Raw genomic sequence first — 22,203 nt, forward strand, 5'->3', positions numbered from 1 at the left:
ATTATGTATGTTGAAAATAGAAAGAGGCAGAGAATATCTGCCTCTAAGCCATATGTTATATTATTATCCACGTAATTGTTGTTGAGCTAAAGCAACAAGACGTTTTGTTACTTCACCGCCAACTGAACCGTTAGAACGAGATGCTGTATTAGATCCTAAACTTACACCAAATTCTTGTGCAATTTCATATTTAAATTGTTCAAGTGCTTGTTCTGCACCTGGAACTAATAATTTGTTTGTTTTTACCATGTTGATACACATCCTTATGAGTAGTCCAGTTCAGCTAAGTTCTTATCTAAACTGGTAACGTTATTTTATGTGGAAACGACGTACTCATACGCGGAAGTAATCGGTGCGATTAGAAGTTCTTGGATAGAAAAAAGAGTAGCAAATTTGCTACTCTTTTTTTAGTATTGTCGCTGTTCCTTCCACGACAATATCATCTGATTGATTATATATGTTTGTTTGCAGCGTAATGATTTTTTTATCATCACGCTTCTTAATAACCTCTGCCACAACGCGAAGTGTATCACCGATTTTGACAGGGGCACGGAATGAAACATTTTGGGATAAATAAATCGTATTTTTGCCTGGGAGTTTCGTTCCAAGGATGGTAGAAATAAAACTCGAAACGAGCATACCGTGAGCAATACGTTCTTTAAACATTGTCGTTTTTGCAAAAGAATCTAAAATGTGAATAGGATTCACATCCCCAGTCAATTTTGCAAAATTGATAACATCTTCATCTGTAATTGTTTTTGTAAGGGATGCTTGATCACCGACTTGAATCTCATCATAACGAAGCTCCGGAACAGTTTGTGCTTCTTGAAATGGATTCATTTTGTCCTCCTTCTTTTCCATATCGAAAAATGTTAGCCATCTTGATGTAGTAGGAGGAAGAAAGAGTTTTGTTTGTGCTGCGGTTAGCTCCCACATTTTTCTTACTTGATGGAAGTAAATAGATTTTTTGAGTTTTCCTCGAACTTTTTTGCGAGTTCCAACTGTTTTGACTTGAACTCTTCCAAAAAACCCTCTAACTGTTTTTGAGCCTCTTCACGTTGTAATTGTTGTTGCTCAATAAATTGTTTTGTTGTTTCTTCAAATTGGCCGCTTGTTTGGGTAAGAATTGACAATGATGTTTTTGTAGGAGAAACAGTAAGCTGATGCATATGAGCAGAAAGTTCCTTCCATTTGTCCTGCCACTCGTTAATTTGATCATTTAAGGAGTTTCCAGTTAATTGTTTCACGTAATCTGTATATTGGTTATTGAACTGAGCAGTGAGTTGTTGTAGTTCTTTTTCTAGTTCATCTACTCCTGATGTTAATTTATGCAAAGCGTCTTGTTGTTGTTTTAATGTTTCTAAAGTAAGTTGCTCTAATTGCTTCCCAGCTGAAGAGAAAAGGGAAAGTGATTGAGACCAGTTTTTCCAAAATGCATCGACTAATTCGTATGGTTTAGTTTCCATTGTTTGACCCCCAAATGTTTTTTTGCATATTGTGAACGCAGATTACTCTGCTGTACCACCAGGTGAAGATGAAGAATCCGTTTCATCCTTTTCTGGAGAAGTAGAAAATGGAAAGAATGCATTGGTGTATAACGTGAAAAACGTTCGCAACATATTTTGATAATGTTCAAAAGAAGTCGCACATGTTGTTAAATATTGCTCTCCATATTCAGTTAAAGAATAAATTCTTTTTGCCGGCCCTCCATCGCTTGTATCCCAAGTAGAAGAAATAAGGTTTTCTTTTTCTAATTTGCGTAGTGTTCTATAAACATTACCTTGGTCAACAGAAGAAAAGCCGATATCCATTAGCATTTGAATAAGTTTGTAACCATGAAGACTCCAGTCTTTTAGACAGAGAAGTAAGAAGGGAACTAAGAAGTTTTTTGGCATGGAGTTTGGTTGTTTCGCTTGGTTGCTCTCCAAACTTTCGCGTTGTTCTGGTTCATTTTGTAGCATGATTGTGCATCACCTCATGAATCAGTTAGATGGAATTTTTTGCTTATAAGTGCAATTTACACCTATCTGTTTTTAAAGTCAACACATTTGTTAGAAAATAGAAAAAAATAAAATATAGACTTGAAGTTTTATTCAGAATATTAGAAAATAGTGAATAGGTTGAATTGTTTCAAAAACGAAAAAGGGAGTGTAGGTAAAGTGATTGATCAAAAATTCGATCCACTACAAGCATGGAAAAATGCTTATGAACAAACCGAAACATTTTGGGGAAAAGCGCTCAATGAAACAATTAAAACAGAAGAATATTCTGCTTGGATGGGCAGCGTTCTAGATTTGAATTTGTTTTATCAAAAAGCATTAAATGATACGACAAAAAACTATTTAGAACAAGTAAATGTGCCGACGAAAGAGGATATCGCAAGAGTGGCTACGCTTGTTATTAACTTAGAAAATAAAGTAGATAACATTGAGGAGTTTCTAGAGGAGAAAGTAGATTCTTTAGGGCAAGCTCCTACATTAAAGCGTGATGTAACGAAAGTAAAACAAGATATTCGTACGCTTGAAACAAAAGTAGATCAAATTTTAGAATTGCTAGAAAAGCAAAATGCAGTACTAGCTAAACTACAAGTACCTGTAAAAGAAGAGGTAAAGCCTGCGAATAAACCAGAAAATAAAAAATGATAAAAGCGCTTGTTTATAACAGATAAAAGAGAGAGGGAGAATCTCTTTTCACGTATAAACAGCGAAACATAATTATATATGGACTCTATAGTATGAGTACCAAAATGATTCATAACAATCGTTCACAAATTCATTTAAGGGGGAAAAGAAATGGTTCAATTAAATGGAAAAGTAGCAATCGTAACAGGTGGAGCAAAAGGAATTGGAAAAGCAATTACAGTAGCATTAGCACAAGAGGGAGCGAAAGTAGTTATTAACTATAATAGCAGTAAAGAAGCAGCTGAAAATTTAGTAAATGAATTAGGAAAAGACGGACATGACGTTTATGCAGTGCAAGCGGATGTTTCTAAAGTAGAAGATGCAAACCGACTTGTAGAAGAAGCTGTGAATCATTTTGGTAAAGTTGATATTCTTGTTAATAATGCTGGTATTACAAGAGACCGTACATTCAAAAAGTTAAATCGTGAAGATTGGGAGCGCGTAATTGACGTGAATTTAAGCAGCGTATTTAATACGACAAGTGCGGTTCTTCCATACATAACGGAAGCAGAAGAAGGAAGAATTATTAGCATTTCTTCTATTATTGGTCAAGCAGGTGGATTTGGCCAAACAAACTACTCAGCAGCAAAAGCGGGGATGTTAGGATTTACAAAATCATTAGCGTTAGAACTTGCAAAAACAAATGTCACTGTAAATGCTATTTGCCCAGGATTTATTGATACTGAAATGGTAGCAGAAGTACCAGAAGAAGTACGTCAAAAAATCGTTGCAAAAATCCCGAAAAAACGTTTTGGTCAAGCTGATGAAATTGCAAAAGGTGTAGTATACCTATGCCGTGACGGTGCGTATATCACAGGTCAACAATTAAACATTAACGGCGGATTATATATGTAATGAAGTAAGAAAAAAGTGCATATCCATAGCAGGAATGCACTTCTTTTTTTTAAGAAGGAAATCGACCAAAAAGGAGATAGAAAAATGACTACATTCGCAACAGAATGGGAAAAGCAATTAGAGCTATACCCAGAAGAGTACCGAAAAGCATACCGCCGAGTGAAAAGGGCGAGTGAAATTTTATTACGTGAACCAGAGCCGCAAGTCGGATTAACGCCGAAAGAGGTTATTTGGACGAAGAATAAGACGAAGCTTTATCGCTACATTCCAAAACAAGAAAAAACACAAAGAGTTCCAATTCTGTTAATATATGCTCTTATTAATAAACCATATATTATGGATTTAACTCCTGGAAATAGTTTAGTGGAATATCTAGTGGATCGTGGTTTTGATGTATATATGCTTGATTGGGGCACATTTGGTTTAGAAGATAGTCATTTGAAATTTGATGATTTCGTGTTTGATTATATTGCAAAAGCAGTAAAAAAAGTAATGCGAACTGCAAAATCGGACGAGATTTCTTTACTTGGTTATTGCATGGGTGGAACGCTAACTTCTATTTATGCAGCGCTTCATCCGCACATGCCAATTCGTAATTTAATTTTCATGACAAGTCCTTTTGATTTCTCTGAAACAGGATTGTATGGTCCTTTATTAGATGAGAAATACTTCAATTTAGATAAAGCGGTTGATACATTTGGAAATATTCCGCCAGAAATGATTGATTTCGGAAACAAAATGTTAAAGCCAATTACGAACTTTGTTGGTCCATATGTTGCTCTAGTAGATCGTTCAGAGAATGAACGCTTCGTCGAAAGCTGGAGATTGGTTCAAAAGTGGGTTGGTGATGGTATTCCGTTCCCAGGTGAATCATACAGACAGTGGATTCGTGATTTTTATCAAAATAATAAATTGGTTAAGGGTGAACTCGTTATTCGCGGACAAAAGGTAGATCTTGCAAATATTAAGGCGAATGTCTTAAATATTTCCGGGAAACGTGATCATATCGCTTTGCCATGTCAAGTAGAAGCATTACTAGACCATATTTCTAGCACAGATAAACAATATGTATGTTTACCGACAGGGCATATGTCTATCGTTTACGGTGGAACAGCTGTAAAACAAACATATCCGACGATTGGAAATTGGCTTGAAGAGCGTTCTAATTAAAAATAAAAAATCCAACTAGCCTATGTTAGTTGGATTTTTTTATGAAAAATAACAAAACATAGAAAGGAGAAATTTATATTTTAGGAGTATAATTATGAAACTTATGATGGGTAAGTTGTTTTGGAATACAGGAGTTTCTGTACCTTGTTATCCACTGTTAGAAAATGATATGATATGTGATGTGCTCGTAGTCGGAAGTGGCGAAGCCGGTGCTCATATAGCGCATTCGTTAGCGAAAATTGGCATGAGTGTTACACTTATTGAAAAAAGAGTAATTGCATGTGGTAGCACAGCTGCTAATACAGGTTTACTACAATTTCTTCATGATAAATCGTTAACCTCTCTTATCCATACATTGGGTAAAGAAAAAGGGGTACGAGCATATAAGCTTTGTTATGAAGCGCTAAGAACAATGGAAGAGGTTATACCGACTCTTGATATTAATCCCCATTTTATTTCGCGAAATAGTTTATATTATGCAAGTAAAAGTGAGGATGTCTCATTTTTACAAGAGGAATATAATACGTTACAGAATTATGGATTTCCAGTTGAATATTTTACAGAAGCTGATATTAAGAAACGTTATCCTTTCATAAAACAAGCGGCATTATATACACACGGTGATGCCGAGGTGAATCCGTATTTATTAGCGCACAGTCTTTTGCATAAAGCAAATCAAATGGGAGCTAATATATATGAACATACAGAGGAAATACATATAAAAAAACGCAAAAATGATTTAATTTGTTACACGAAAACAGGAAATCAAATTGTAGCAAAGAATATTATTATGGCGACAGGTTATGAAGCGCTTTTTGGAAAGAAAGAAAGAAAAAATACAACAGTAGACACCTCTTATGCAATTGTAACAAATGAAATAGATCAGTTTGAAGGCTGGCATGAGCGATCGTTAATTTGGGAAACGGCACGGCCCTACTTATATTTTCGAACGTATCGAAACCGCATTATTGTAGGCGGATTAGATGAAGCGCTGCAAATTCAAACAATTGGTGATACGAAATTATTGCATAAGCGTGATATCCTTATTAATATTGTAAAAGAGATGTTCCCGCAGTATAAAAATATACAGGCAGACTACTATTGGGCAGCCGCATTTGGTGGTACTCATGATGGTCTCCCCATTTTAAAAGAAGACGAAAAGATACATAATTTGTTTTACGCATTGCCGTATGGAGGTAATGGAACTGTATATGGAATGGTCTTTGCTAAATTATTTGAGCAGTTATTTACAAATAAAGAAAGTAAAGATTTTTCTTTATTTAATCGATAGAAAAAAGGTAGCGAAGTGATGGAATGAGAGATATAAAAAAGTTTTTACAAAAATTACGTCCTGTACAACTCATCGTCTTGTTTTATTTATTAGCGGTAGTTGTATCGGTGATATTGCTTAGTTTACCGTTTGTTACGAAGCCTGGTGTGAAATGGACATTTATAGATGCGCTTTTTACATCGGTTAGTGCGGTAAGCGTTACGGGACTGTCTGTTATTACGATTTCAGATACGTTTACTACAGCAGGAATTATTGTTTTAGCCCTTATTCTACAATTAGGCGGCTTAGGAATTATGGCGCTTGGTACATTTGTTTGGATCATTACGGGGAAAAAGATTGGTTTGCAAAGAAGAAGATTAATTATGGCAGACCATAATCAAGGGAATTTATCGGGTCTTGTAGAATTGATGCGTTCTATTTTGATTGTAATTATTTCAATAGAACTTATTGGAGCAATCCTATTAGGTACAAGATTTTTACTTTACTTTCCGACTTGGCAAGAAGCTTATTTTCACGGTTTCTTTGCAGCTGTTAGTGCGACTACGAACGGCGGATTTGATTTAACAGGACAATCATTAATTCCGTATAAAAAAGATTATATTGTTCAAATGATTCATATGTTACTAATTATTTTGGGAGCGATTGGTTTCCCTGTGCTAATGGAAGTGAAACAATTCCTTAGTAAAAGGAGACAACAATTATTCCGTTTTTCATTATTTACAAAATTGACGACAACAACATTTTTTGCACTCGTTGTTGTTGGTACAATTATGATTTTTTTACTGGAGAGAAATCATTTTTTAGTAGGAAAGTCATGGCATGAAACTGTCTTTTATACATTATTCCAATCTGTGACGACGCGAAGTGGTGGACTTGCTACGATGGATATACGTGAATTGTCACAACCGACGCTTTTATTTATGAGTATATTAATGTTTATAGGGGCATCTCCAAGTTCGGTTGGGGGCGGAATACGTACAACAACATTTGCTGTTAGTATATTGTCACTATACACCTTTGCAAGGGGCGGTAGAACAGTTAGAGTCTTCAAACGTCAGCTACATGAAGAGGATGTACTGAAAGCATCTGTCGTTATGACGATGGGGATTTTGTTATGTGCTACTGCGCTATTCATTTTATCTATTACGGAAAATGTACCGCTTATGAGCTTAATTGTTGAAGTTTGTTCGGCTTTCGGAACGACGGGACTATCAACAGGTGTTACGCCTGATTTAACAACTGTTGGGAAACTTGTACTTATTGTGCTTATGTTTATCGGACGCGTTGGCATTTTAACATTTATTTTAGCTAGTGGTGGAAGGGAACAACCACCTCGCTATAAATACCCGAAAGAGCGGATTATTATTGGATAGTATGAAACCATTCTACCTACGTTAGGTAGAATGGTTTTTTAGTCGTTAATGCCAAATTGTGGATGCATAAAAGCTTCATTTTTATTATCCGCTTCGTTTTTTAGCAATTCTTGATTTTCTTCTGAAATCCAGCCAATATCATTTGTAGGATGGATCCACTCATCGCCAGCCATAATGGCAGGATCTACTTCATCACTCCAATTGTTAAGCGGACTGTTCTCGGAATTATATTTACTGTCTCCAATTACAACATCATATTGATTCACAAAAGGTTGTTGCATCGTTTTTCCTGTTCCTTTAAAAGATGGAAAATTCATTTGATGCGGGAGCGTTTCGTCTAAAATCGGTGATTGAATCTTTTCTTTTTTCTTCAAAATCATCGCTCCTTTTTATAATGGTTTCTTCATATGTAGTATTTCCATCGAACGCCTCTTATGTACTTGTTAACACTTGCCAGTAATAATTATTTTAAGTTGTTTCAAAATAGAGTAGAAAGTGATTTCTTGAGAGCAGGTGAATGTATTGGTAAAAAGAAAAGTGAAACAAAATGCGGCAATCAATAATAATAAAACTCCGAAAGAAAGCTTACCAGATGCAGAATTTGCATTAGAGTATGAAGGAGAAAATAGCGCAAAGTATGCTAATCGTAATTCAAAAAAAGGGAAACAAAAATGAGGCGTTTTTTACAAACGCCTCATTTTTTTGTGGGATTATAAAGGTTTTTTTAATTATTTGTAAATTTAGTGTTTTCTATTAGCAGAAAAATGCGAAAAAACATAGAAGTAGCAACGTATTACACAAAAACAAACAACAAACAAAAGATTAATGTTGGTTTAATACTGCTTTTACACTAGTTGTTTATATTTGAGTTGTACATAAGATTTGTAAAAGGAGAGAGAAACAGTGAAAAAAACAATCTTTAAAGCTGTAGCGACTGGAATGGTATTTTCGTTATTAATGGGGTGTGGTGCAAAGAAAGAAGAAAGTGCTGGAGCGAAAGTGAAAGATGACAAATTATCTGGATCATTAACTGTTTACACAGCCATTGAAGAAGAGCTTGTACCAATTTATCTTGATTCCTTTAAAAAGAAATATCCTGATGTGAAATTGAACATTGTACGTGATTCAACAGGAGTTATTACTGCGAAATTACTAGCTGAAGGGAAAAATACACAAGCAGATGTTGTATGGGGAACTGCGGCATCAAGTCTATTAGCTTTAGATAAAAAAGATATGTTAAAAGGATACTCTCCAAAAGGAGCAGATCGTGTTCTTCCACAATTTAAAGATGATAAGCAACCTGAAAAATGGGTAGGAAATACTGCATTTATGACGGGGATTGCTGTAAATAAAGAAGAGTTAAAGAAGAAAAATTTACCGATGCCAGAATCATATGAAGATTTAACGAAACCAGAGTATAAAGGAACACTTGTTATGCCACATCCAGCATCATCTGGAACAGGATTTTTAACAGTTTCTGCATGGCTACAAATTATGGGTGAAGATAAAGGCTGGGATTACATGAAGAAACTTCATGATAATATGGCAAGTTATACGCATTCAGGTTCAAAACCAGCGAAATTAGCAGGAGCAGGTGAATATCCAGTCGGTGTATCAATGGTTTATAGTGCTTTAAAAGAGAAACAAAAAGGTGCACCAGTTGAAGTTGTACTGCCGAAAGAAGGATTAGGATGGGAAGTAGAAGCGAACGCACTTATTAAGAAAGATAATGCGAAAAATGATAAATTAGCGCAAGCATTTTTAGATTGGGCAATTACTGATGATGTAATGAAGTTATACTTTGAGAAAAATGGATTTGCGACAATTAAAAATGACTATAAACTTCCAGAGGGATTCCCGAAAGATGTTACGGAAAAATTATATAAAAAGAATGACTTTAAATGGGCAGCAGAAAATCGTGACAAAATTTTAGAAAAATGGGAAAAAGAGTTTGGCCAAAAAGCAGAACCGAAAAAGTAAGTGAGTGGGAGAGAGAAAAATGAGCGAATATTTATCAATTCAACACATTCAAAAACAGTTTGATGCATTTACAGCGTTAAAAGATATTTCTTTTACTGTGAAAAAAAATGAGTTTGTTTGTTTATTAGGCCCAAGTGGCTGTGGGAAAACGACGTTGCTTCGCATTTTAGCGGGACTAGAGGAACCAACGACTGGCAGTATAGCTGTGAATGGAAAAGATATTACAGCATTGCCTCCTGGAAAGAGAAACTTCGGAATGGTTTTCCAATCGTATGCTTTATTTCCGAATTTAACAGCACTTGAAAATATTGAATACGGCTTAAAGACAAAAAAATATGGGAAAGCAGAAGTGAAAGAGAAAGCGCTAGATGCGTTAAAACTTGTAGATTTGCTGAATGTAAAAGATAAATATCCTGCTCAAATGTCTGGTGGACAACAGCAGCGAGTAGCACTTGCACGTGCGCTCGCTCTGTCTCCAGATATTTTGTTACTCGATGAGCCGTTATCAGCTTTAGATGCAAAAGTGCGTGAAAAATTACGTAGGGAAATGCGTGATTTGCAAGAGAAAATAGGAGTAACGACGATTATGGTAACGCATGATCAAGAAGAGGCATTAACGATGGCTGATAAAATTGTTGTAATGAATCATGCGGAAATTATGCAGATTGGAACACCAGAGGAGATTTATCAAAGACCAGCCAATCCGTTTGTGGCAGATTTTATTGGTTCTATTAATTTCTTTTCGAAAAATAACGAAGAACATGCAATTCGTCCTGAACATGTAACAATTGTACAAAAGGACGGTATTAAATCAGTTGTGGAAAGTATGGAATTTCGCGGATCTGTATATCGGACGGAAGTGCGAGTCTTAGAAGAAAACACACACCTTTATAATGAGAAAATTGTAGTGGATATATTAGCATCAGAAGTAGAAGCAACGGCTATTAGAAAAGGAAAGCCGATTCAAATCTCTTTCTCAGAAAATCATATGTTGTCATATGGAAAGAAGGTCATTGTATAGATGGAGATGTTAGAAAACTATAAGGTAGAAAGTACGAAAAAAAAGATTAAGAGAAGTATAGGGAAAGAGGAATGGATCCAAAGGCTCGTAATTATCGGTATGATTTTTTCTTTCCTTATCATACTTGTATTACCGCTATTACAACTATTTACACAAGCTTTTTATAATAAAGATGGAGCTTTCGTTGGTTTATCGAATTTCAGTAAATATTTCACAACACCAACTTTAGTTCAGTCTTTACAAAATACAGTATGGATTTCGGGCGCAACAACAATTATTTCAGTTGCAATCGCATTCGTTTACGCATATGCAATTGCCCGTACGAATGTTTTTGGAAAGCGTGTATTTCAGTATGTAGCGTTATTACCATTGTTTGCACCAACGATGATGCACGGTATAGCACTTACATATTTATTTGGTAATCAAGGGCTAGTAACGAAAGGAATGTTTGGTTTATTTGAAGGTATACAAATCCCTTTATATGGACCAGTAGGAATTGTAATAGCTGAAGTTATGTATACATTTCCGCAAGCCTTTCTCATATTGCTAATTGCCTTTCAAGGATCTGATTATCGTTTATATGAAGCTTCTAATATGTTAGGAGCCAGTAAAACAAAGCAATTTTTCACGGTTACTTTACCTAGTGTAAAGTACGGATTAATTAGTGCAATGTTTGTTGTGTTTACACTTAGTTTTACTGATTTTGGGGCACCAAAAATTGTTGGTGGGCAATATAATGTGCTTGCTACTGACGTATACAAACAAGTAATTGGACAGCAAAATATGCCGATGGGTGCAACTGTCGGAATGATTTTATTAATCCCAGCTATATTCGCATTTGTAGTTGATCGTATTACGCAAAGAAAGCAGGCGAATTTCTTATCTTCAAAAGCAGTACCATACAGAATAATAGCTAATAAGAAAAGAGATGTAATCTCATTCATATATTGTAGTGTGATTACCCTTATGATCATTCTATTATTTGTTGCAGTTGGTATTGCTGCAAGTGTGAAAGTATGGCCATATAATATGAGTTTTACATTTGAGCATTTTAATTTTTCAAGTTTAACAGGAGATGGACTTGAAGCATTTAAAAATAGCGTAATTGTTTCAGCAGTTACAGCAGTTATTGGGGCGATCTTAACATTTGTATTCGCATATGCAATTGAGAAAATAGACCAGCTACAATTTTTTAGAAAAACAGGTTACTTTTTCTCTATAGTGCCGTTAGCGATACCAGGTTTAGTACTCGGATTAGGATATGTCTTTTTCTTTAGTCAACCAACGATTCAAATTCTTGGACTATCAGTAACGAATCCGTTTCATTCTTTATACGGAACAATCGCTGTATTAGTACTAGTAAATATCATTCATTTTTATTCTGTAACATTTGTCACGGCAACGACTGCCTTAAAGAAATTAGACCGAGAGTTTGAGCTTGTTTCGCAGTCGATGGGTATTCCGTTTTATAAAACATTCTTCCGAGTAACAGTACCAATGTGTTTACCAGCAATTTTAGAAATGGTAATGTACTACTTCGTAAATTCAATGGTAACTGTATCGGCAGTTGTGTTCCTATATGCAGCTGATTTTAAACTAGCTGCCGTATCAATCGTAAATATGGATGATGCAGGAAATGTAGCGCCAGCAGCTGCAATGAGTGTACTTATTGTTGTTACAAATATTGTAGTGAGAGTTGTATATGAATGGGGAACGAAAGCACTTCGTAACCGAACTTCACAATGGCAAAAAAGATAAGTAAGAAGGGTGATGGACAGAATGAAAATTGAAGCAGTTATTTTTGATTGGGCAGGTACGACGGTTGATTACGGATGCTTTGCACCGCTAGAAGTATTCATGAAGATTTTTCATAAACGCGGCGTTGAAATTACAGCAGAAGAAGCACGTAAGCCAATGGGATTATTAAAAATAGATCATGTAAGGGCACTAACAGAAATGCCTCGTATTGCGGATGAGTGGAAGCGTGTCTTCGGTCAATTACCAACAGAAGCAGACATTCATGAGATGTATGAAGAGTTTGAAGAAATTCTCTTTTCTATTTTACCAAGTTATGCTACGCCGATTGATGGGGTAAAAGAAGTAATCGCTTCTTTACGTGAGAGAGGCATTAAAATCGGTTCAACAACGGGCTATACGAGAGAAATGATGGAAATTGTAGCAAAGGAAGCAGTGTTACAAGGATATAAACCTGATTTTCTTGTTACGCCAGATGATGTTCCAGCAGGCCGTCCATATCCATGGATGTGCTATAAAAATGCAATGGAACTTGGTGTGTATCCGATGAACCATATGATAAAAGTAGGGGACACAGTATCAGATATGAAAGAAGGTAGAAATGCTGGAATGTGGACAGTTGGTGTAATTCTTGGAAGTAGTGAGCTTGGTTTAACGGAAGAGGAAGTGGAGAGTATGGATTCGGTAGAGCTTCGTGAAAAAATAGAAATAGTTCGTAATCGGTTTGTTGAAAATGGGGCTCATTTTACGATTGAAACGATGCAGGAGCTCGAAAACGTAATGGAACATATCGAGAAACAAGAACTTATTATTTCATAAAAGGGGCACGGGATCATGAATGAAAATCACTACTTATTATTAACACCAGGACCATTAACGACAACAAAATCAGTAAAAGAAGTTATGCTATACGATTGGTGTACGTGGGATGATGAATATAATACGATGGTGCAAGAAGTAAGAGCTAAACTTGTATCGTTAGCGACGAAGGAAGAAGAGAAATATACAACAGTGTTAATGCAAGGAAGCGGTACGTTTTCAGTTGAAGCAGTAATTGGTTCTGTTATTCCGGCAAATGGGAAGCTTCTCGTTTGTACAAATGGTGCGTACGGTAAGCGAATTGTGCAAATGGCAGAGATGTTACAGATTGATGTAGTGATCAGTCAAACAGAAGAGTGGGAACCTACTAATATTGTAGAAGTAGAAAAGTTATTGCAAGAAGATAAAGAGATTACGCATATTGCAGTTGTTCATTGTGAAACAACGACAGGAATTATAAATCCAATTGTAGATGTATGTAAATTAGGACAACAGTATGGAAAGGTTACAATTGTTGATGCGATGAGTAGTTTCGGCGGGATTGAAATAGACATTGCTGATTTACAAATTGATTTTTTAATTAGTAGTGCAAATAAGTGTATTCAAGGGGTTCCTGGATTCGGATTTGTAATCGCAAAACGTGATGAATTATTGAAGTGTAAAGGGCAAGGACGCTCTTTATCTCTTGATTTATATGATCAGTGGGAAACGATGGAAAAACAAAATGGGAAATGGCGTTTTACTTCACCTACACATGTTGTACATGCTTTTTATCAAGCGCTACTTGAGCTAGAAAAAGAAGGTGGAGTAAGAGCGCGTTACAATCGATATTACAACAATCAAAAACTACTAATGAATAGAATGGGAGAAATCGGATTTAAGCCACTAGTAGATAAGAAATATCAATCTCCTATTATTACATCTTTCATTTATCCAAAAGAGGGGTTTGAGTTTCAACAGTTATATAATGAATTAAAGCGTTATGGATTTGTTATTTACCCTGGGAAAATTTCGAAAGTAGATACGTTCCGCATTGGAAATATCGGTGATGTACATGAAGAAGATATTAATCGCTTAGTTGATTGTATGGCTAAAGGAGCTGTTATTGGGTGAAAGTATTTTGCTTAGGTGGAGCAGGTAAAATTTGTCGTGAAGCTATTTTGGATTTAGTTCAATTTTCATCTTTTGAGACGATTACTGTAGCCGATTTTAACGAGGAAGAGGGCCGTAAAGTAGTAGAATGGCTCAACGATCCTCGTGTTGATTTTGTAAAAGTAGATGTAACGAATCACGAGGATACGGTTGCAAAAATGAAAGGTTATGACATTGTAATGGACGGTACGACGATAAAGCTAAACGGATTGTCGACTCGCTGTATTGCAGAAGCAGGCTGTCACGGTGTGAACTTAAATGGATTTGGTGAAGAAAATGAATCGCATGCTATATTTGTTCAAAATGAAAAAACATGTTTACCTGGATTTGGCATGACGCCAGGTGTAACGCAAATGATGGCAATGCATGCAGCAAATCAACTGGATACTGTAGAGTCCGTCCGTGTAAGTCACGGTTCGTATCGTCCGATTGCTTTTTCTGCTTCAATTACAGAGACAACGACATATGAATATGATCCACATTTATCATCGCGTATAGTGTATGAAGATGGTGAATTTAAGCAAGTACTTCCGTTTGCGCGTCCGAGAGAAATAGAATTGCCAGCGCCTTATGGTAAGGCAACACAGTATATCATTCCGCATTCTGAAACGATTACGTTAGCAAAGGCACTAGAAAATAAAGGTGTCAAACTAATAGAGACGAGAGGAACTTGGCCAAAGCAAAATATGCAACTTGTACGTGCTTTATATGATTACGGCATATTGCGTAATGATCAGATTGAAATAAACGGGAAAGAAATAGGAATTATGGATTGTATTTCGCAGTATTTATTGCAATCGAAAGAAGGTCAAGAAACAGAGCTTTATGGTTATGCACTTCATGTAGAAGTAATAGGTATGAAAAATAATGAGAAGCAAAGACATGTGTTATATCATACACATCCGTTATCTGATGGTTCTGTTGTAGGATGGGAAAAATTAAGAGCGTATACGAGAAACGTCGGTATTCCATTTGGGGTTGCTACAGAGTTAATTGCAAATGGAAATGTAAATAGGGTGGGTGTTGTTACGCCTGAAGAAGCCTTTGAAAATCCACAATTGATTTTTGATGAGCTAGCAAAGCGCGGTATTCATATTCATGAAGAAGTTTCTACTTATAAAGAAAATTATAACTTTGTATAAGTAAGGAAGTTTATAAGGGAGATATAAATGAGGTGAAGCTATGTCTGTAGTAGGAGAAGAAAGAAAGCGAACCATTCTTGAAAAGGTAGAATTTAAAGGGAAAGTAAAGGTCTCAGAATTAGCGAGAGAATTTGCTGTATCAACAGAAACGATTCGTCGATATTTAGAAGAATTAGATCGTGAAAAGAAGCTGAAAAAAGTGTATGGTGGAGCTGTTCAACTTCCAGGCGCTGGAGTAGAGGCACCAATGTTAGAAAGAGAAATGCTACATATAGAAGAGAAGAAAAGAATTGGTTATAAAGCAGCGACATTTGTAGAAGATGGTGATGTCATTGCAATTGATGATGGAAGTACACCGCTTCAGATGGTTCCATACCTTGTTCATCGTAAGAACTTAACAATTGTAACAAGTTCATTTCCAGTCGCAACACAATTAATTTCTTCTATTAATAAAAAGATGTTTCATGGTGAAGTTTTATTTATAGGTGGAAAAGTATCTCCAAAGCATTCGCGTGTATCAGGGTCTATTTCTCAGCAAGTCATACAGCAATTCCATTTTCATAAAGCGTTTGTTTCGATTGATGGGTTATTACCTAGTTTTGGAGTTTCCAGCTTTGAATTAGAGAAAGCGAAATTGTCAGAGGCGATGATGAAATTAGCTGAGAAAACATATATTTTATGTGATCATACGAAGGTAGGCGTGAAAGGGAATTATCGTATAGCAGCAATTTCGCGTATTCAACACGTAATTTGTGATAAAAAAATGCCATATAGCTTTGAAGAAGAACTTATGAAGCATAATATTCAGTGGACAGTTTGTTAAATACAGTGAAAGCACATAAACTCCCACCTAATTTTTAGGAGGGAGTTTTATTATCTGTAAATCGTAAAATAAAAGATTTGCAGTTATGCAAAAAGTGGACACATTTTCTCACCTCTTTCATATAATTTACCAATACAAAAAAAGTTGGTCGAAGGAAAGAAGGGAGAACATGTCAGAACGAATATATAATAAACTTGTATTGTACGCGAATATTTTGCAAAAAATAGGTGTCATCAATGAGAAGGAAAAAAGTGAAATTCTTCATACGATAGGTAAAAAAGCCCTTTGAATAAAGGGCTTTTTTATTTTGTACCTTTAAAAATATAAATTTAATGTAATATTCTCATTGACAATGATAATGAGATTCATTATCATTTATTTGTGATTAATTGATAAATATTATCAATTGTGAAAATTATATATGATAGGGGATATTATTTTGAAAAAAAATTATATGAAGGCGCTAGTAGTAGCGACAACATTAGCGATTCCATTTGCTACGTACTCTACTCCAGCATTAGCGGCATTAAAAGTTGAAGCAAATCAATCGGTAGCAGCAGCGAGTGATCGCACGTATGATACTGAGATTAAAATATATAAGGACCAAAAAGATGAGCCATCTATGGTTTCTCAATATATAAAAGATCCTAAAGTAACGATTGCAGCTGGCAAAAAAATTGTCACTGTAACAATGCAAGATAGCGATTATTTTCAATATCTTAGAATAGAAGATAAAAACCAGCCTGGTGTATTTCATGATGTGAAGGTTTTGTCAGAAGATAAGAGGAAGAATGGAACGAAGGTAGTTCAATTTGAAATTGGCGAGTTTGAGAAGAAGCACAATATGCAAATGCATATACTTATTCCAGCTATTGGATATGATCACAAATATCAAGTTCAATTTGAAATTAAAGATCCAACTGTAGGTAACAAAGAAACAGAGAAACCAGATGATAACTCTAATTCAGGAAATACGGAAACGGATAATCCAGTTGATAATCAAAATATGATAACAGATAACAAATTAAGAGAGCTTGTTAATAAAAAAGTATTTAATAGAAAAGATTTAAATACACCAATTACGAAAGAAGATTTATTACAAGTAAAGGATTTGTTTTTAAATACAAATGAGATACTTGATTATAGTGCATTAAAATATATGCCAAATTTAAAATCTTTAACAGTTGCGAATGCGAAGATAAAGGATCCGTCGTTCTTTGCGAACTTAAAGCAATTAAATCATTTAGCTTTGCGTGGTAATGAATTTGCAGATGTAATGCCACTTGTTAAGATGGATAATTTAGAATCCCTTGATTTAAGTAATAATAAAATTACAAACGTTGCACCACTAACTGAAATGAAAAATGTAAAAAGTTTATTTCTATCAGGCAACCAAATAGAAGATGTAACAGCATTAGCGAAAATGGAACAACTAGATTACTTGAATTTAGCAAATAATAAAATTACGAACGTTGCTCCATTAAGCAATTTGAAAAATGTAACATACTTAACTTTAGCAGGTAATCAAATTGAAGATATTAAACCGCTTTATACGTTACCGTTAAAAGATTTAGTATTAACACGTAATAAAGTGAAAGATTTATCAGGCATTGATCAATTGAATCAATTACAAGAGCTATGGATAGGGAAAAATGAAATAACAGATGTTACTCCTCTAAGTAAGATGACACAGTTGAAAATTTTAAACTTACCCAACAACGAGTTAAAAGATATTACTCCATTATCAAGTTTAGTAAACTTACAAAAGCTTGATTTAGAAGCGAATTATATTTCAGACTTATCACCAGTTAGTAATTTAAAAAAATTAGTATTTCTAAGTTTTGTTGCAAATGAAATCCGTGATGTCCGACCAGTTATAGAACTAAGTAAGACGGCTTATATTAATGTCCAAAATCAAAAAGTATTTTTAGAGGAAACAGAAGTAAATAAAGAAGTAAAAGTACCTATATATGAAAAAGATGGTGAGATTTCTACGAAAATCCGTCTGAAGAGCGATAATGGTACGTATAGTAATGGTGTAGTGAAATGGAGTACACCAGGTGAGAAAGTATATGAATTTGGTGTGAAAGATTCATTCGCGGATACAGGAATCTTCTTTACAGGATCTGTTATTCAAAATGTAGTAGAAAGTAAAGACGGTAATACATCTAAAGAAGATGAGAAAACAGAAGTGGTAGAATTTAAAGATGTACCAAAGGGACATTGGTCAGAAGAAGCAATTAATTACTTAGCGAAAGAAAAATTATTTATAGGCTATGGAAATGGTGAATTTGGATTTGGTGATAACATTACTCGTGGACAAGTAGCACTTCTAATACAAAGATATTTAAAATTAGAAAATAATCTAGAACAAAAAACGGCATTTACAGATACGAAAGGAAATATGTATGAAACGGCTATTGATGCAGTGGTTCAAGCTGGAATTATGACAGGCTATGGAAATGGTATGTTCCGTCCGGATGGAGTATTAACTCGATATGAAATGTCAGTAGTACTACAAAGAGTATTTCAGTTAAAAGAAAATGAAAATAGTGCAGAGAATTTTAAAGATGTACCAAATGGCCATTGGGCGAAAGGATATGTGAAAGCTTTAGTGGATAATAAAATATCAAAAGGCGACGGGGAAGGGAATTTTTTAGGAGATAATTTCGTAACACGTGAACAATACGCACAGTTTTTGTATAATGCAATAAAGAAATAAAGTGAAACTTTATTCAGTGGGGGTTTTGTTCATTCCCCACTGATTAGTAGCCCTCACCAATCGGGCTGCCCGTTAATGCGGAATAAAAAATGAGGAAAATACGCTATTCTTTAATTAAAGAATAGCGTATTTTTTATGTGCAAAATGAAATAGGAAATAGATAGGAGTATAGACATATGAATAGCCTATTTTAAAGAAGAACCACGAAACTATATTGACAAAAAAGCGTTCTCATGTGATAATTCAATTAAATTTTTAGAATAATCAAAAAATATTCCTTTTACATAGAAAGGATTCGAACCTTATATGAATATTATGCCGGGGGTGACGAAATGTTATTTTTTCTGAAGAAATGGAATGAATTAAAAGATGTGAAATCTGAATTGGCACTTCGTGATTGGTTTTATGGTACCAAAATTAGCTTATCGCTATGTACGTCAAAAGAGCCGTTAACATTTTTAGTAAATGTTGAGGGAAGAGATAAAGGGCTATTTTCGGAAGAAGATTTTATTGTCGTAAATTGCATGTGCGAGTCAGTATTTGAAAATGAAGAAAAACCAGCTGCAGAGTCATTTATGCATGCGGATATTTATAAAAAAAGTAGTGCAGGATGTATTTTACAAGTGCAGACTGTAGATAGTCATTTAATATCAGAGTTATATGGGGAAGAAGGAGAAGTAACGTTCGATAAACGCAGTGTGGAGCGTGTTTTCGGAAAAGAAGGTATAACAGAAATGACAATTCCAATTGTAGAAGATGAAAAAAAATTCGCTGATTTATTAGAAAGCAATGTTCCGAATTTCATTGAAGGTGGAGGAGTAGTTCTTGTTCATAATTACGGCATGATTGTGTGGGGAAAAACGCCAGAAGAAGCGAAAAAATGGCTAGAGGGTATAGAATATTTAATGAACTATCATGTAAAGTTATTAATGATTAAGGGTGCAAGGAGCTCTGTTATATAAAAATGGATGTGATATGGATACAAGTTAATAAACAAATGAAAGCGTTTTAAAAATAATTTCACTCATAAAATATAGGTCTCCTTATTATATATAGATTACATGTTGACATGTAAGGAGGAACATATTTTGCGAGTTAAATATCATTTTCTGCCAAAGCAGCAAGTAACATTTTGCAAGATAAATGATTCTGGTGAAGAGGCACTGCAAATGATGAACGAAACGGGATTTCGAGCCATCCCGGTATTAGCAGAAGATGAGAAGAAATTCACGGGGATTATTTATAAAGTAGATTTATTAGAAAAAAAATGCAATAGCGGATTAGAGCATGTAAGTGCAGGGGATATGCTTGATGATTCCAATGCATTTATTTTTGAAAAGGATTCATTCTTCAGAGCTTTTTATGTAATTCGTCGGCTTCCGTTTTTAGCCGTGCTAAATGATTATAATGAATTTGTCGGTATGTTAACGCATTCGAATATATTTGATGTTATTGAAGATTCATTTGGTATGCGAACAGGTGGTTATATATTAACAATTGCAACACAAGATTGTAAGGGAACGATTAAAGAGCTTGGGACATTGTTAAAAGCATATAATATCGGTGGCCTATTTACGTTAGATAACGGTGATCAATATATCCGCCGCGTTATTGTAAATATATCAGATGAGTTAGATGAAACAAGATTAAAGCAATTAATCGGAAAAATAGAGAAAAAAGGATTCAGAGTGAGTCATGTAGATTATATTTAAGTTAAAAAAAGTACCTATCTGTTATATATAGATAGGTACTTTTTTGTCCCGCCATTTGTGGGCAGTAAAATCCGAGCCTCAAAATTCAGCGCAAGTAAAGAAGTTAAGTGGGGGGACGGATTGCCCATAAAAGCCCAATTGGTGAGGGCTGATTATATGTGAGTAATGAACTTTATTTTGAAACAGGAGGCGGGGATAATGCTAGATCAGATAAGAAAATAAAGTCTGCATGCTCACGAATTTTAGGGATAGAAGTTTCAATAACGCGTGATGTAATTTCACCTGGAGGGCCCACATGCCCGATAGCTACCATAATAGGTTTTTCTTGAATTTTTTTGATGAGTAATTGGGCTTGTTTTGAAATATGTCCTGCTGTATACACATCATCAAAAAATAGTTGGTTTTCAATAATAGGAACTCCTAATTCTTTTCCGATTTTTGGGACGACACTATTAGGATTCGTTTTACTATCTAAGTAAAATAAACCGTGTTTTTTACAAGCAGCAAGTATAAGGCGAACAATTCTTTCATCCGCTGTTACTTTTGACCCCATATGATTGTTCATTCCAATTGCATGCGGTACTTCTTGAATCGCTTGTTCAAGTCGGTTGTTTATTTCTTCATCGCTTAAATCAGTTGTAATTGCTTTCGGCCCAAGCCATTCTTTTTTACCTTTTATAGGTTCCATTGGCATATGTATAATAACTTCATGGCCTTTCTTATGGGCAGCTATTGCATCTTCTTTTGTGGAAGGAAGAAAAGGCATAACAGCAACAGTGAGTGGAATGGGAAGTGATAACATTTGATTAGTCCCCTTCATATTATTTCCGAAATCATCAATGACAATAGCAACTTTATTCGTATGAGCATTTGCTTGAATAGGAAATAAGAAGGACGGTAAAAACAAAACAATGATGAATAATGCAATCGTATATTTTCGCATATAAATATTTCCTTTCTATTGTTATCCCGCTATTTGTGGGGAGTAAGACTCCCACCTCAACATTGGGCTGGATAGGTGGGAGACCCACTGCCTATAAACGCCCGATTGGTGAATGCTAATAATCAGTGGGGGCTGAACAAAAAACACTGATTAAAGTTTCACTTTATCAATCATCATTATGTTTTGCTTTTTTATATAAATTAAACAAAAAATGTCGAAGAAAAGTAGATGGAAAATTAAGAATCCCCGGTTTACGTAGAATTTATAAAAAAACAAGATGAAAAAAATGTCTATTATTGCGAATGTATTTACAAAGATAGAATAATTTGTAATAATTCTCAAAGTGAGGGTAAAGATTTGTAAATTACAGGGAGAAAATGTTAAATTTTCTGATTCTTCAAATTTGCATATGATTAAGTAGTTAAAAAAGTCAATGGAGAAGTGAAGTTAAGAGCATGGAAGTATAATAAGGGGGATATGGATGTTTACTGTAAAAAGGAAGTACACATTAGAAAAGCTTTCACGTGATATTCATATGAAACGTGAAGAAATGATTCAACTAGGATTAACAAGTGGGCTAAATAGTAGGGAGACAATTCAAGTTAGTCAAGAATTGGACAAGCTTATTTTACAATATCAATGTTATAAAGAAAAACAAACACCGAAATGGTTTTCAATTATAAAAATACCTATTTTCCAAATCGGGTATGAAGGAAAATCAAATAATTTTTGGCGAATGCTTGTGGCTGGTTTTATGAAATAAG

23 protein-coding genes are annotated in these 22,203 nt (G+C 34.9%); 17 read left to right on the top strand and 6 right to left on the bottom strand.

What is annotated here, in order from left to right; translation table 11 throughout:
- Window positions 1–63: 63 nt before the first annotated feature.
- From ACZDYH_RS09405 to phaQ, 4 genes are all read right to left on the bottom strand, one after another.
- Entirely contained in the window at window positions 64–249 is a 186-nt protein-coding gene (locus ACZDYH_RS09405; RefSeq protein ID WP_000241212.1) for an alpha/beta-type small acid-soluble spore protein, read from the bottom strand.
- Window positions 250–396: 147 nt separating this feature from the next.
- Window positions 397–840, bottom strand: a complete 444-nt coding sequence (locus tag ACZDYH_RS09410) for a MaoC family dehydratase (RefSeq protein ID WP_001067916.1) — start codon at window positions 838–840, stop codon at window positions 397–399.
- Between the two features lie 101 nt (window positions 841–941).
- Complete coding sequence (gene phaP, locus ACZDYH_RS09415; RefSeq protein ID WP_000448594.1) at window positions 942–1,466, bottom strand: polyhydroxyalkanoic acid inclusion protein PhaP; 525 nt, start codon at window positions 1,464–1,466, stop codon at window positions 942–944.
- 42 nt (window positions 1,467–1,508) lie between these two features.
- Entirely contained in the window at window positions 1,509–1,961 is a 453-nt protein-coding gene (phaQ, locus tag ACZDYH_RS09420; RefSeq protein WP_000939956.1) for a poly-beta-hydroxybutyrate-responsive repressor, read from the bottom strand.
- A gap of 198 nt (window positions 1,962–2,159) precedes the next feature.
- On the opposite strand from phaQ, the gene phaR reads away from it, so the two are divergent.
- The 5 genes from phaR to ACZDYH_RS09445 all read left to right on the top strand — a co-directional run bounded on the left by phaR (window position 2,160) and on the right by ACZDYH_RS09445 (window position 7,370).
- Window positions 2,160–2,642, top strand: coding sequence for a polyhydroxyalkanoic acid synthase subunit PhaR (gene phaR / locus ACZDYH_RS09425; RefSeq protein WP_000566942.1), 483 nt, complete (start codon window positions 2,160–2,162; stop codon window positions 2,640–2,642).
- A 150-nt stretch (window positions 2,643–2,792) separates the two neighbouring features.
- Window positions 2,793–3,536 (top strand): acetoacetyl-CoA reductase, encoded by a 744-nt coding sequence (locus ACZDYH_RS09430; RefSeq protein ID WP_000250407.1) that lies wholly within the window; start codon window positions 2,793–2,795, stop codon window positions 3,534–3,536.
- A gap of 84 nt (window positions 3,537–3,620) precedes the next feature.
- The gene (phaC, locus tag ACZDYH_RS09435) at window positions 3,621–4,706 is read left to right on the top strand and encodes a class III poly(R)-hydroxyalkanoic acid synthase subunit PhaC (protein ID WP_000206336.1); all 1,086 of its coding nucleotides are present in this window, start codon (window positions 3,621–3,623) and stop codon (window positions 4,704–4,706) included.
- 94 nt (window positions 4,707–4,800) lie between these two features.
- Entirely contained in the window at window positions 4,801–5,997 is a 1,197-nt protein-coding gene (locus ACZDYH_RS09440) for an NAD(P)/FAD-dependent oxidoreductase (protein WP_434713829.1), read from the top strand.
- Window positions 5,998–6,020: 23 nt separating this feature from the next.
- On the top strand, window positions 6,021–7,370 hold the full coding sequence (locus ACZDYH_RS09445; RefSeq protein ID WP_001204707.1) for a TrkH family potassium uptake protein: 1,350 nt from the start codon (window positions 6,021–6,023) through the stop codon (window positions 7,368–7,370).
- A gap of 38 nt (window positions 7,371–7,408) precedes the next feature.
- On the opposite strand, the gene ACZDYH_RS09450 is transcribed toward ACZDYH_RS09445, so the two are convergent.
- Window positions 7,409–7,744 (bottom strand): DUF3905 domain-containing protein, encoded by a 336-nt coding sequence (locus tag ACZDYH_RS09450; RefSeq protein ID WP_000726024.1) that lies wholly within the window; start codon window positions 7,742–7,744, stop codon window positions 7,409–7,411.
- A gap of 148 nt (window positions 7,745–7,892) precedes the next feature.
- On the opposite strand from ACZDYH_RS09450, the gene ACZDYH_RS09455 reads away from it, so the two are divergent.
- From ACZDYH_RS09455 to cbpA, 11 genes are all read left to right on the top strand, one after another.
- Complete coding sequence (locus ACZDYH_RS09455) at window positions 7,893–8,045, top strand: hypothetical protein (protein WP_000240799.1); 153 nt, start codon at window positions 7,893–7,895, stop codon at window positions 8,043–8,045.
- A 228-nt stretch (window positions 8,046–8,273) separates the two neighbouring features.
- Window positions 8,274–9,350 carry a putative 2-aminoethylphosphonate ABC transporter substrate-binding protein gene (locus ACZDYH_RS09460; protein WP_000750893.1) on the top strand — a complete coding sequence of 359 codons (1,077 nt, stop codon included), beginning with the start codon at window positions 8,274–8,276 and terminating at the stop codon, window positions 9,348–9,350.
- A 19-nt stretch (window positions 9,351–9,369) separates the two neighbouring features.
- Entirely contained in the window at window positions 9,370–10,371 is a 1,002-nt protein-coding gene (locus ACZDYH_RS09465; protein ID WP_000006189.1) for a putative 2-aminoethylphosphonate ABC transporter ATP-binding protein, read from the top strand.
- Window positions 10,372–12,129, top strand: a complete 1,758-nt coding sequence (locus tag ACZDYH_RS09470; protein WP_434713833.1) for a putative 2-aminoethylphosphonate ABC transporter permease subunit — start codon at window positions 10,372–10,374, stop codon at window positions 12,127–12,129. It abuts the gene before it with no gap.
- Window positions 12,130–12,150: 21 nt separating this feature from the next.
- On the top strand, window positions 12,151–12,945 hold the full coding sequence (gene phnX / locus ACZDYH_RS09475; RefSeq protein WP_006917745.1) for a phosphonoacetaldehyde hydrolase: 795 nt from the start codon (window positions 12,151–12,153) through the stop codon (window positions 12,943–12,945).
- A 15-nt stretch (window positions 12,946–12,960) separates the two neighbouring features.
- On the top strand, window positions 12,961–14,058 hold the full coding sequence (gene phnW, locus ACZDYH_RS09480) for a 2-aminoethylphosphonate--pyruvate transaminase (protein ID WP_434713835.1): 1,098 nt from the start codon (window positions 12,961–12,963) through the stop codon (window positions 14,056–14,058).
- The gene (locus tag ACZDYH_RS09485) at window positions 14,055–15,239 is read left to right on the top strand and encodes a saccharopine dehydrogenase family protein (protein ID WP_000862165.1); all 1,185 of its coding nucleotides are present in this window, start codon (window positions 14,055–14,057) and stop codon (window positions 15,237–15,239) included. The genes phnW and ACZDYH_RS09485 overlap by 4 nt, the downstream gene beginning before the upstream one ends.
- A 40-nt stretch (window positions 15,240–15,279) precedes the next feature.
- Window positions 15,280–16,062: a DeoR/GlpR family DNA-binding transcription regulator gene (locus ACZDYH_RS09490; RefSeq protein ID WP_000117668.1), complete on the top strand. Its 783-nt coding sequence runs from the start codon at window positions 15,280–15,282 to the stop codon at window positions 16,060–16,062.
- A gap of 421 nt (window positions 16,063–16,483) precedes the next feature.
- A complete protein-coding gene (locus tag ACZDYH_RS09495) occupies window positions 16,484–18,784 on the top strand; it encodes an NEAT domain-containing leucine-rich repeat protein (RefSeq protein ID WP_434713838.1) in 2,301 nt (766 codons plus the stop codon).
- 332 nt (window positions 18,785–19,116) lie between these two features.
- Entirely contained in the window at window positions 19,117–19,746 is a 630-nt protein-coding gene (locus ACZDYH_RS09500; RefSeq protein ID WP_000896006.1) for a class II aldolase/adducin family protein, read from the top strand.
- Window positions 19,747–19,872: 126 nt separating this feature from the next.
- Window positions 19,873–20,496, top strand: coding sequence for a cyclic di-AMP binding protein CbpA (gene cbpA, locus ACZDYH_RS09505; RefSeq protein ID WP_001264208.1), 624 nt, complete (start codon window positions 19,873–19,875; stop codon window positions 20,494–20,496).
- Between the two features lie 172 nt (window positions 20,497–20,668).
- Here the strand turns inward: cbpA and ACZDYH_RS09510 are convergent, their stop codons facing one another.
- Window positions 20,669–21,439: a divergent polysaccharide deacetylase family protein gene (locus ACZDYH_RS09510; protein ID WP_001234107.1), complete on the bottom strand. Its 771-nt coding sequence runs from the start codon at window positions 21,437–21,439 to the stop codon at window positions 20,669–20,671.
- Window positions 21,440–21,920: 481 nt separating this feature from the next.
- Between ACZDYH_RS09510 and ACZDYH_RS09515 the strand changes: the two genes are divergently transcribed.
- Window positions 21,921–22,202 carry an aspartyl-phosphate phosphatase Spo0E family protein gene (locus tag ACZDYH_RS09515; RefSeq protein ID WP_000495536.1) on the top strand — a complete coding sequence of 94 codons (282 nt, stop codon included), beginning with the start codon at window positions 21,921–21,923 and terminating at the stop codon, window positions 22,200–22,202.
- The last annotated feature ends 1 nt before the right edge of the window (window position 22,203 follow it).

The sequence above is a fragment of the Bacillus sp. EB V-12 genome (assembly GCF_056158125.1).